The organism is Bradyrhizobium sp. USDA 10063 (assembly GCF_054063735.1).
Genome location: NZ_JBSSGP010000002.1, coordinates 2774033 through 2785677 on the forward strand (window position 1 = coordinate 2774033; position 11645 = coordinate 2785677).

General features: G+C 63.5%; 8 protein-coding genes. 5 read left to right on the plus strand and 3 right to left on the minus strand.

What is annotated here, in order from left to right; translation table 11 throughout:
* Position 1 precedes the first annotated feature (1 nt).
* The 3 genes from glgX to treY are packed head-to-tail and all read left to right on the plus strand — an operon-like array spanning position 2 to position 6610.
* A complete protein-coding gene (gene glgX / locus ACVJGD_RS15505) occupies positions 2-2077 on the plus strand; it encodes a glycogen debranching protein GlgX (protein ID WP_456635153.1) in 2076 nt (691 codons plus the stop codon).
* Positions 2074-3831: a malto-oligosyltrehalose trehalohydrolase gene (gene treZ, locus ACVJGD_RS15510; RefSeq protein WP_456635154.1), complete on the plus strand. Its 1758-nt coding sequence runs from the start codon at positions 2074-2076 to the stop codon at positions 3829-3831. Before glgX ends, treZ begins: the two co-directional genes overlap by 4 nt.
* A 4-nt stretch (positions 3832-3835) precedes the next feature.
* Positions 3836-6610 (plus strand): malto-oligosyltrehalose synthase, encoded by a 2775-nt coding sequence (gene treY, locus ACVJGD_RS15515; RefSeq protein WP_456635155.1) that lies wholly within the window; start codon positions 3836-3838, stop codon positions 6608-6610.
* Positions 6611-6760: 150 nt separating this feature from the next.
* Here treY and ACVJGD_RS15520 read toward each other — a convergent pair whose 3' ends face one another.
* Entirely contained in the window at positions 6761-7072 is a 312-nt protein-coding gene (locus ACVJGD_RS15520) for a polyhydroxyalkanoic acid system family protein (protein ID WP_456635156.1), read from the minus strand.
* A gap of 159 nt (positions 7073-7231) precedes the next feature.
* Here ACVJGD_RS15520 and ACVJGD_RS15525 point away from each other — a divergent pair, with 159 nt between their 5' ends.
* Positions 7232-7396 carry a DUF3309 family protein gene (locus ACVJGD_RS15525; protein ID WP_225120436.1) on the plus strand — a complete coding sequence of 55 codons (165 nt, stop codon included), beginning with the start codon at positions 7232-7234 and terminating at the stop codon, positions 7394-7396.
* Between the two features lie 188 nt (positions 7397-7584).
* Here the strand turns inward: ACVJGD_RS15525 and ligD are convergent, their stop codons facing one another.
* Entirely contained in the window at positions 7585-10245 is a 2661-nt protein-coding gene (gene ligD / locus ACVJGD_RS15530; protein ID WP_456640263.1) for a DNA ligase D, read from the minus strand.
* Between the two features lie 112 nt (positions 10246-10357).
* Between ligD and ku the strand changes: the two genes are divergently transcribed.
* The gene (gene ku / locus ACVJGD_RS15535) at positions 10358-11242 is read left to right on the plus strand and encodes a non-homologous end joining protein Ku (RefSeq protein WP_456635157.1); all 885 of its coding nucleotides are present in this window, start codon (positions 10358-10360) and stop codon (positions 11240-11242) included.
* Positions 11243-11351: 109 nt separating this feature from the next.
* On the opposite strand, the gene ACVJGD_RS15540 is transcribed toward ku, so the two are convergent.
* Positions 11352-11603, minus strand: coding sequence for a DUF6496 domain-containing protein (locus ACVJGD_RS15540; RefSeq protein ID WP_456635158.1), 252 nt, complete (start codon positions 11601-11603; stop codon positions 11352-11354).
* Positions 11604-11645 lie beyond the last annotated feature (42 nt).

Below are 11645 nucleotides of genomic sequence, written 5' to 3' on the forward strand. Positions count from 1 at the left end.
TATGCGACTGACTGGGGGAACGTCGTCCCGGCTGGGCGCCAGTTGGGACGGAAGGGGTACCAATTTTGCGTTGTTCTCCGCGAATGCGGAGAAGGTCGAGCTGTGCCTGTTCGACAGCCAGGGCCGGCGCGAGCTCGAACGCATCGAGCTGCCCGAACGAACCGAGGACGTCTGGCACGGCTATCTCAACGACGTCTCGCCGGGCCAGCTCTACGGCTATCGCGTCTACGGCCCCTACGCGCCGGAGCGCGGCCACAGATTCAATGCCAACAAGCTGCTGCTGGATCCCTATGCCAAGCGGCTCGCCGGACGGCTGGTGTGGAGCGACGCCCATTTCGCCTACCGCACCGGCAGCGCGCGCGAAGACCTTTCCTTTGACCGGCGCGACAATGCCCGCGGCATGCCGAAGGCGGTCGTGGTCGACGAGACCTTCAACTGGGGCCGCCGCGAAATCCGTCCCAACATCCCCTGGGAAGACACGATCATCTACGAGGCCCATGTCAAGGGATTGACGCAGAAGCGCGAGGACATCGCACCGAACCTGCGCGGCACCTATGGCGGACTGTCCTCGCCCGCCATGATCAACCATCTCAAGCGGCTCGGCGTCACCACGATCGAACTGTTGCCGATCCACGGACTGATCGACGACCGCATCCTGGTCGAGAAGAAGCTCGCCAATTACTGGGGCTACAACACGCTCGCCTTCTTCGCGCCGGAGCCGCGCTACGCCCAGGACAATGCGCTCGATTCCTTCCGCACCACGGTGGCGCGATTGCACGATGCCGGCATCGAGGTGATGCTCGACGTCGTCTACAATCACACCGCCGAGGGCAACCATATGGGCCCGACGCTGTCGTTCCGCGGCATCGACAACGCCTCGTATTACTGGCTGAAGCCGGACAATCCGCGCTACTATGACGACTTCACCGGCTGCGGCAATTCCGTCAGGCTGACCCACCCGCGCGTGCTGCAGATGGTGATGGATTCGCTGCGCTACTGGGTCGAGGTCTGCCATGTCGACGGTTTCCGCTTCGATCTCGCGACCACGCTGGCGCGCGCACCGAATGGCTATGAGCGCAATGCGTCCTTCCTCACCGCGATCCGGCAGGATCCGGTGCTCGCCACCGTCAAGCTCGTCGCCGAACCCTGGGATCTCGGCCTCGGCGGCTACCAGGTCGGCGCGTTTCCCTCGCAATGGTCGGAATGGAACGACCGCTATCGCAGCGCGATGCGGCGCTATTGGAGCGGCGAAGGCAGCCTGATCGGCGACATCTCGAGCCGCATGACGGCGTCGTCGGACCTGTTCAATCACGACAACCGGGCGACGCGCGCCAGCGTCAATCACATCACCGTGCATGACGGTTTCACGCTGATGGACCTCTTCAGCTACAACCAGAAGCACAACGAGGCCAATGGCGAGGACAATCGCGACGGCTCCAACGACAACCACAGCAACAATTGCGGCGTCGAGGGCCCGACCGACGATCCTGATATCATCGCGCTGCGCCGCCAGTTGCGGAAGAACCAGCTCGCCTGCCTGTTGCTGGCACAGGGCACGCCGCTATTGCTCGCCGGCGACGAGGTCGGCAATTCGCAGAACGGCAACAACAATGCCTATTGCCAGGACAACGAGGTCGGCTGGGTCAACTGGGACAATTTTGGCGATGAGATCGAGGATTTCACCGCTTTCGTCGGCCACCTGACAGACCTGCGCCGCAGGTTCGCCCAGCTTCGCTCACAACGCTGGCTGGCCGGCCGCCGCGTCGACGGCTCCTACGGCGTGTTGTGGCTGACGCCGGCTGCCGAAGAGATGAAGGAATCCGACTGGAATTTCCCGGAGGGGCGTTTTCTCTCTTATGTGCTCGGACCGATGGAACCAGGGCAGGCGCCGATCTTTATTGTGCTGAATGCCGCACCGGAAGAGATCGCGTTCAAGATGCCTGTGATGCCCGAGTACAGGAATTGGCGCCAGGTGCTCAACACCACCGAGAACAAGCAGATGCCCGTTGATTTCGCGTCCGGCGCCGAGACCAAGGCGCCTCCCCGCTCGGTGCTCGCCTTTGCGGGCTCGGCATGAATGAGCGGCATTTCGGCCCCCTGCTGACGAAGGACGGCGCGCTGTTCCGCCTGTGGGCGCCGGCGGCCAAGCGCGTCGACGTGCTGCTCGACAAGCCGCATGCGCTGAGCCGCGGCGACCAAGGCTGGTTCACGGCCGAAATTCCCGGCATCGCCGCCGGCGCGCGCTACAAATTCCGCATCGATGACGAGATCGACGTCCCAGATCCCGCCTCCGCGTTCCAGCCCGACGACGTCTTCGGCGAAAGCGAGGTGATCGATCATGACGCCTTCCCGTGGCGCGCCACCAACTGGCGCGGGCGGCCGTGGCATGAGGCCGTCGTTCTCGAGGCGCATGTCGGCACCTTCACATCGGAGGGCACCTATCGCGCGATCATCGACCGGCTCGACCATCTCGTCGAGAGCGGCATCACCGCGCTCGAATTGATGCCGCTCGCTGATTTCGCAGGAACACGCAACTGGGGCTATGACGGTGTCTTGTGGTACGCGCCGGACAGCGCCTATGGCCGGCCGGAGGATTTGAAGGCGCTGATCGACGCCGCCCATCAGCGCGGGCTGATGATGATGCTAGACGTCGTCTACAACCATTTCGGTCCCGAAGGGAATTATCTCGGCCGCTATGCGCCGAACTTTTTCACCGATGCGCATACGCCCTGGGGCAGCGCGATCGATTATCGCGCCAAGGAAGTGCGCGACTTCGCGATCGGAAACGCGGTGCATTGGCTGCGCGATTACCGCTTCGACGGCCTGCGGCTGGATGCCGTCAACACCATCGTGGAAGCCGGCGAAATCCCGATCCTGCACGATCTCAGCATCGCCGTCGGCAAGCTTGCGGCAGAGACCGGCCGGCACATCAACATGGTGCTCGAAAACAGCGATAATCGTGCGAGCCTGCTCGACGCCACCGAGGACCCGCCGCGCGGCAAATATCGCGGGCAATGGAACGACGACTATCACCACGTCTGGCATGTGATGCTGACTGGAGAGGCGCAAGGCTATTACGGCGACTATCAGCGTTCGCCGCGTGGCGACCTCGCCCGCGCGCTCGCGTCCGGCTACGTCTATCAGGGCGAGGTCTCGGCCTTCTGGGGCGGTATCCCTCGTGGCGAGCCGAGCAGCGCGCTGTCGCCGACCTGCTTCGTCAACTTCCTGCAGAACCACGACCAGATCGGCAATCGCGCGTTCGGCGACCGACTGGAGAGCCTCGCCGATCCCAAAGCGATCGAGGCCGCGCTTGCGATCACGCTGCTGGCGCCGATGACGCCGATGCTGTTCATGGGCGAGGAATGGGGCTCGAAGGCGCCGTTTCCGTTCTTCTGCGATTTCCACGGCGATCTCGCCCACGCCGTCCGCAAGGGAAGGCGCGAGGAATATGCCTGGGCCTACGCCAAATATGGCGACGAGGTTCCCGATCCGCTGGAGCGATCGACCTTTCAATCGGCCGTGCTGGATTGGACCGAGTGCGACCGCGAGCCGGGGCGGACACGGCTGGCGCTGGTCAGGAGCCTGCTTGCGATGCGCCGCCGCGAAATCATGCCGCGGCTTGCCGGCGCCAGCTTCGGCGACGCGCAGGCGGACAACGGCCTGCTGACGGCGCATTGGCGCATGGGCGACGGCAGGCGGCTGTCGCTGACCGCCAATCTCGCCGATCGCGAGATCGCGGCGCCGAAAGACCGTCCTGCCGGAACTTTGATGTGGGGCAGTGCGTTGGGCGATAACCTCCCTCCTTGGTCGGTGTGCTGGCACATCGGATAAAAGAATGCCTCCCGCGATTCCGATCGCGACCTATCGGTTGCAGCTCACCGCCGATTTCGACTTCGATGCTGCCGCCGAGGTCGTCCCCTATCTCAAGTCGCTCGGCATCACGCATCTCTATGCCTCGCCTTTCATGAAGGCGCGCAAGGGCTCGACCCACGGCTATGACATCGTCGATCACACCAAGTTCAATCCGGAACTCGGCGGCGAGGCCGGTTTCGAGCGCCTGCATGCGACGCTGAAGCAGCACGATCTCGGCCTGATCCTGGACTTCGTGCCCAACCATGTGGGTGTGCATTTCGACGACAATCCCTGGTGGCTCGACGTGCTCGAGTGGGGCCCCACCTCGCCGCACGCGGCCTGCTTCGACATCGACTGGGAACAATTGCCCTACCGCGCCCGCGGCGGCGTGCTGCTGCCGATCCTCGGCTCGTCCTATGGGCAGGCGCTGGAGCGCGGCGAGATCGAGCTGCGCTACGACGCCGGCGAAGGCAGCTTCTCCGCCTGGTATTACGAGCACCGCCTGCCGATCGCGCCGGAGCGTTACGGCGAGATGCTGCGAACGATCGTGCGTGAGGCTGACGCTGCCGATAGCGATGCCGGCAAAGCCATCCTGGCGCTCGCGTCGCGCTATAAAGGACTGCGACATCCCAATCGGAAGGAAGCACCTGGCTTCAAGGCGGAACTGAACTCGATCGCCGGCGCCGCCGAGATCATCGCGCGCGGGCTATCCGCCTATCGCGCCGGCGAGGGGCGGCAGGCGCAAACGCTCGCGCTGCATCATCTGCTCGAACGCCAGCACTACAAGCTCGGCCATTGGCGGCTCGCCTCCAGCGACATCAACTACCGACGTTTCTTCGACATCAACAACCTCGCCGGCATCCGCGTCGAGGACGCCGGCACGTTCGAGGCCATCCACCTGCTCGTGAAGCGGTTGATCGCCGAAGGCAAGCTGCAGGGGCTGCGGCTCGACCATATCGACGGCTTGTGCGATCCCGCGCAATATTGCCAGCGGCTGCGCCGCCTGATCCGGCATTCGCAAGGCGCCGGCCGGCCGTTCTATCTGGTGATCGAAAAGATCCTCGGCGAGCGCGAGAAGCTGCCGGCCTTGGCCGGCGTTCACGGCACCACCGGCTATGAATGGATGAACGCGATCACGCAAGCGCTGGTCGAGGACAAGGGCCTGGAGCCGCTCGACGAGATCTGGCGGCAGATCAGCAACCGCTCGCCAAGGCTGACGCCGGTGCTGAGAGAGGCGAAGCGCCGCGTCCTCGAGACGCTTCTGACCAGCGAGTTCACCGTGCTGTGGCGGCTGCTCGCGCGGATCGCGAACGGTCACTATTCGACCCGCGATTTTTCCGCCGACAGCCTGCGGCAGGCGCTCGAACTCTACGTGCTGCATTTCCCGGTCTATCGCACGTATCTCAGCGCGTCCGGTCCGACGCCGCACGATCGCGCGCTGATCGCAAAGACGGTCACGCGGGCACGCGGCGACTGGTTCGCCGCCGACGAAGGCATTTTCGGTTTCCTGCAGGACGCGCTGACCATGGACCTCATCAAGCCTGGCCGCGCCACCCACAGCGCGCCGCGCGTCCGCCGCTTTGCGCAGAAGGTGCAGCAATTCACCGGGCCGATGATGGCAAAGTCGCTGGAGGACACCACGTTCTATCGCTATCACCGCCTGCTCGCGCTGAACGAGGTCGGCGGCGATCCTGCCGCAAAGGCGCTGTCGATCGACGCATTTCACGAGATGATGCAGAGGCGCGCAACCGAATGGCCGCACGGCATGACCGCGACCGCGACCCATGACACCAAGCGCGGCGAGGACGCCCGTGCCCGCATCCTGGCGCTCGCGGAAATTCCCGGGGAATGGACCAGCGCGGTCTCGCGCTGGAAAGTCCTCAACGCGCCGCATCTGGTGGTCGACGGCGAATTTCGCGCACCGTCTGCGACCTCTGAGTACATGCTCTACCAGACGCTGCTCGGGGCGTGGCAGCCTGACGATCCGCATTTTCTGGAACGCATGCAGGACTACGCGCTGAAAGCATCTCGCGAAGGCAAGCAGGAGACGAGCTGGCTCAATCCGAACCAGACCTATGAGGCCGGGGTCAAGACGTTCCTGGAACGCATTCTGGACCGTTCGCGTTCGGCCGAATTCCTGAGCGCGCTCGAAACCCTCGCACGGCGGCTATCGCTATTGGGCGCACTGAATTCGCTGAGCCAGCTCACGCTGAAGGCCACGCTTCCCGGGGTGCCGGACTTCTACCAGGGCACCGAGTTCTGGGATTTCTCCCTCGTCGATCCCGACAATCGCCGTCCTGTGGATTTTGCTGCGCGCTCATCCGTGCTTGCGGCGCTGGAGAAGCCGGACTGGGCGCAGCTTGTGCGGGAATGGCCCGATGGTCGGCTGAAGCTTGCCTGGACCCGCCACCTGCTGCGACTTCGCGGCGAACTACCTGATGTGTTCACGCAAGGCAACTATCTGCCGCTGGAGGCGAGCGGGCCGCACCGCGATCACGTCATCGCCTTTGCGCGACAGTGGGAGCGGGACGCCGTCATCGTCGTCGTTGCAAAGTCCTTTGCGCCTTTCACCGAAATCGGCCGCGTCTGGCCGAAAGCGGACGCTTTCGACGGCGCGGTCGCCATCAAAGGCTATGCCACCGATACCGGCGAGACCGAGCTTCGGCTCTCCACGCTGCTTCGGCATTTGCCCGTTGCCGTCCTCAAGGCGAAGGTCGCCGCAGCTTCAAGGCCGGCGCGAAAGCGCGTCCGCGCGTGAGGTACTTCACCTCTCCCGCTTGCGGGAGAGGCCGGGTGAGGGCTCTCTCCGCGCAAAGATAACTTCTGCCTTTTCGCGGAGACACCCTCACCCCAGCCCTCTCCCGCAAGCGGGAGAGGGAGCGCAGCGCTCATCGCGGATACCCGAGCATCAATTCCGCTTCGTCAGCAGCAGGCGGCCGCGATTGCGGATCGCGGTTTGCGCGACTTCGGCAAAGCGTTGCAGCAGCCAGGGCAACGTCACTTCCACCTTCACATGATCTTCGTCGACATCGACATGGCCGGTCGCGGCCTGTCCGAGCGCATGCACGCGAAAGATCATGCGATTGTCCTCCCAGCGCTCCTCGTCGACCTTGAGCACCGGCACGCTGCTAGCGGCACGCGAGAGTCCCGTCTTCAGCCGACGCATGGCTTCCTCGCGGCCAAGGCTATGTGGAATCGAAACGATCAATGGAGCAGACATTGCAAATTTCCTCCTCTGATCAACTGCATGTAATGCCACGTCGACCGAACAGAAGGCCGGTACGTGCGGCGCAAAAGCCGGAACCTTCGTGATTTCGGTTCGTTTTCTCAAGCGAAGGGCAGAACGCAACCAGGCCCTCCGGGCTGAGGAGAGATTTATATGTCCATTGGAACGATCATACTCATCATTCTGATCATCCTGCTGCTGGGCGGCTTCAGCGGCATCGGCGGCGGGCCGTTCTATGGCACCGGCTATTACGGCGGCGGCGGGCTTGGACTCGTGATCGTCATCCTGCTGATCCTGCTGTTGCTCGGAAGGATTTGATGCTGTTTCTCCGCTGTCATCACCCGCGCAGGCGGGTGATCCAGTACTTCAGAGACGTCGATGCATAAGCCGAGAAGCCGCCGCTTACTGGATGCCCCGCCTTCGCGGGGCATGACGGCCGTGGGGGCAACGCCACCATCCACACTCCGCAAGCAATGGTGGGCACGCTTCGCTTTGCCCACCCTACTCTACTTCTTCGCCGCCAGCTTCTTCATCGCCGCCTTGATCGACGAGGCGGCATCGTCATAGCCATCCCATGCCTTGCTCCTGGCGAGCAGCGACGGCACGGTGCGCACCGTGTATTTCTTCGGATCGAGATCGCCGCGCACCTGCGCCCAGGTCAACGGCATCGAGACGGTAGCGCCTTCGCGGGCGCGTGGCGACAGCGCGGCCACCGCGGTCGACATGCGGTCGTTGCGCAGATAGTCGAGGAAGATCTTTCCCTTGCGCAGCTTCTTCGACATGTTGAGCAGATATTGCTCGGGATCGTCATTGGCCATCCACTGGCAGATCGCCTGCGCGAACGCCTTTGCCTCCTTCCAGCTCACGCGGTCCTTCGCGCCATACAGCAATGGCGCGACGACATGCAGGCCCTTGCCGCCGGTGGTCTTGCAGAAGCTCTCGAGGCCGACTGCCGCGAGCCGCTGGCGCATATCCTTGGCGGCCTCGATCACATCGGAAAATTCGACGTTCGGCGCGGGATCGAGGTCGAATACCAGGCGTCCCGGCGTGTCGTAGATATCAGGCGCGCAATTCCAGGGATGCAGTTCGAGCCCGCCGATCTGCGCCACCGCCGCCAATCCCTCGACGCGATCGATCTGCACATAGGGCTTGCGATCGCCGGAGACCTTTGCGAGTTCCAAGAGGTTCGACATGCCCTGCATCGCGTGGCGCTGGAAGAATGTCTCGCCATGAATGCCGTCGGGCGCGCGCACGATCGAGCACGGCCTGCCCTTGAGATGGACGATCATCCATTCGCCGACCGCCTCGAAATAGCGCGCGAGATCGATCTTGGTCACGGCCTCGCCGTCGAACGCGTCGGGCCACAGCTCCTTGTCGGGTTTCGAGATCACGACGCCCATGACAACAGAGGATTGATCCACAGTCGATTTCGCGCCCCTCGCCGCACGCCTGCCCGGCTTCGGCTCGGCGAGCTCGATCTTGGCCGGCTCCTCGGCTTCCACCTCCTTGGCCGGCTTGTCCTGCCGCAGTCCCTTGAAGGCGGCCTGCCGGATATTGCCGCCCTCGGTCCAGCCGGCGAACTCGATCTCGGCGACGAGGTCGGGCTTCAGCCAATGGATGTCGCGCGTCTTGCGCGGCGCGTTCTCGCCGCCGAACGGACTGTTATCGGACTCATGCGCCTTCAGCACCGGCAACAGCCGGCGGATCTTGTCCTGACCGAAGCCGGTGCCGACGATCCCGACAAAGGCGAGATGATCGCCGCGATAGACGCCGGCCATCAGCGAGCGGAATTTTCCGCTGGTGGTCTTCCAGCCGCCGAGCACCACCTCGTGACCGGCACGACATTTCGCCTTGGTCCACAGCTCGGAACGGCCGGAGCGATAGGGCGCATCCAGCTTCTTGGAGACGATGCCTTCCAGCGCCAGTTTGCAGGCCGACTGCAACACCGCATCTCCGCCGCTCTCGAAATGCTCGACATAGCGGATCTGCTGCTTCTTGCCTTTTCGTGCTTCCAGAAGCCGCTTCAGCCGCGCCTTGCGCTCGGCGAGCGGCAGCGCGCGCAGATCCTCGTCCTCGGCGAACAACAGGTCGAACGCATAGAAGATCAGATCGTCGGTCTTGCCGTCGGAGATCGCCGCCTGCAGCGTCGAGAAATCCGGTGTGCCGTCCTTGTCCAGCGCGACGATCTCGCCGTCAACAATCGCATCCGGCAGCTTGCCGCCCTCTTTTGCAATCGCGCCGAACTTGTCGGTCCAGTCGAGGCCCTTGCGCGTCTTGAGCGTGGCCTCGCCATCCTCGATGCGCAATTGCACGCGATAGCCATCGAACTTGATCTCGTGGCACCAGCCCGGGCCGCCGGGCGGACGATCGACGGACGTGCAGAGCTCTGGCGCAACGAAGTCCGGCATCGCCTCGATCTTCTTTGCTTTGGCCTTGGCGGAAGCGCGCGATTTCGACGCCAGCGTCTTGGGCGCAGGCGCCTTCGTCCTTGGACGCGCCTCGCTTACCTCCTCCCGGTTGGATTGCCAGACCGCATCGGCTTTTGCTTTGGCACGGCCGTTCTTCGCCAGCATGAACGGCTTCGGCGCCCTGCCCTTGCCGGCTGCGATCTGCTCCATGGTGCGGCCGGAGGCGACAGAGCGGTCTTCATCGAGGATGCTTTCCCCGTCCTCCGTGGCGTATTCGTCGCGGTGCTTGATCAGCAACCAATTGGTGCGCTTGCCGCCGAAGCGATCACCGCGCATCCGCACCAGCACCCAGCTTCCATGCAGCTTGTCGCCATCCAGGGTGAATTTCAGATCGCCCTTCTTGAACCCGCCTTCCGGATCGTCCGATTCCCAATAGCCGCGATCCCACAGCATCACAGTGCCGCCGCCATACTGCCCCTCGGGAATGGTGCCTTCGAAATCGCCGTAGTCAAGCGGATGGTCCTCGACCTCCACCGCGAGCCGCTTGTCGTGCGGATCGAGCGACGGCCCTTTCGTCACCGCCCAGGACTTGAAGACGCCGTCCATTTCGAGCCGGAGGTCGTAATGCAGCCGCGTCGCGTCATGCTTCTGGATCACGAAGCGCCGCTGTTTGGCGGGCGCGACCTTGACCTCGCCGGAGGGCTCGTCGGTCTTGGAGAAGTCGCGCTTCTTGCGATAGGTGGACAGGTTTCTCTGCAGCACGGGTGCACCTCACGCAAATGGCCGCCGCCTTGCGCCGCGGTATATAGCAGGAACCAAAACCCCTCGCATCGGTTGAAGTTCCCAAATTCTGCATATCCGGAGAATTGTAATGGCCCCTCGCACCTATTGGAAAGGCACCTTGAAGCTCTCGCTGGTGACGTGCCCGGTGGCGCTGTATCCGGCCTCGACCTCGGTGGCGAAAACCCGCTTCCACATGATCAACAAGGAGACCGGCAACCGGTTGAAGCAGCAGATGGTGGACGCCGACACCGGCGACGTCGTCGAAGGCGACCAGAAGGCGCGCGGCTACGAGCTCCGGAAAGGAAAATATGTCGAGATCGAACCGGAGGAGCTCGAGTCCGTCCAGATCGAGAGCAACCATACCATCGACATCGAAAGCTTCGTGCCCAGGGACGAGATCGACAAGCGCTATCTCAACCACCCCTACTACATCGCACCCGACGGCAAGGCGGGCGCTGATGCGTTCGCGGTGATCCGCGACGCGATGAAGGACCAGGACCGCGTGGCGCTGGCGCGGATCGTGCTGACCAACCGCGAGCACGTCATGGCGATCGAACCGCTCGGCAAGGGCCTGCTCGGCACCACCTTGCGCTATCCTTACGAACTGCGCGACGAGGCCGACTATTTCGACGACATCAAGACGCCGAAGATCACCAAGGACATGGTCGAGCTGGCGGGCCACATCCTCGACAGCAAGGCGGCCCATTTCGATCCCTCGAAATTCAAGGACGAATATGAGGACGCGCTGAAGGCGCTGGTGCGGCGCAAGGCCGCCGGCAAGAAGATCGAGGCCCCGGAGCCCGGGGAACGGCCGAGCAACGTCATCAACCTGATGGATGCGCTGAAGCAAAGCCTGAAGGGCCGCTCGGCGGCCAAGAAGCGCGGCCATTCCACCGCCCGCCGCCGGCCATCCCACCGTCGCGCGCCGCGCAAAGCGCATCGCTCGACTGCGCGCGCACGCAAGGCGGGGTAACGACAAACGCGCGTCATTGCGAGGAGCAAAGCGACGAAGCAATCCATGTTTCCGCACGCGGAGAGATGGATTGCTTCGCTCGCGCTCGCAATGACGGCAGAGCGTGAAGCTACCGTCTTGCTTTCCGCTTCTTTGCGCTCTTCCGCTTCTTCGTCGTCTTCTTCTTGGAAGTCTTCCTCTTGGACGCCTTCTTCGGCACTTTCCTGCCTTTGGCGCGTGCTTCCGAAAGCCCGATCGCGATCGCCTGCTTGCGGCTCTTGACCTTGCGGCCCGACCGGCCGCTCTTCAACGTGCCGGCCTTGCGCTTCTTCATCGCGCGCCTGACATCGCCGGATGCTTTCCTGGAATATTTTCGTGCCATTGGCGTTCTCCCGGTTGAGCAAGATTAATTTCCTCACCTGGA

Excerpts from the sequence above, each read along its gene's own strand:
- ACVJGD_RS15520 (WP_456635156.1), bottom strand. The coding sequence starts at position 7,072 with ATGTCTGCTCCATTGATCGTTTCGATTCCACATAGCCTTGGCCGCGAG.
- treY (WP_456635155.1), top strand. The coding sequence starts at position 3,836 with ATGCCTCCCGCGATTCCGATCGCGACCTATCGGTTGCAGCTCACCGCC.
- treZ (WP_456635154.1), top strand. The coding sequence starts at position 2,074 with ATGAATGAGCGGCATTTCGGCCCCCTGCTGACGAAGGACGGCGCGCTG.
- ACVJGD_RS15525 (WP_225120436.1), top strand. The coding sequence starts at position 7,232 with ATGTCCATTGGAACGATCATACTCATCATTCTGATCATCCTGCTGCTG.
- glgX (WP_456635153.1), top strand. The coding sequence starts at position 2 with ATGCGACTGACTGGGGGAACGTCGTCCCGGCTGGGCGCCAGTTGGGAC.
- ACVJGD_RS15540 (WP_456635158.1), bottom strand. The coding sequence starts at position 11,603 with ATGGCACGAAAATATTCCAGGAAAGCATCCGGCGATGTCAGGCGCGCG.
- ku (WP_456635157.1), top strand. The coding sequence starts at position 10,358 with ATGGCCCCTCGCACCTATTGGAAAGGCACCTTGAAGCTCTCGCTGGTG.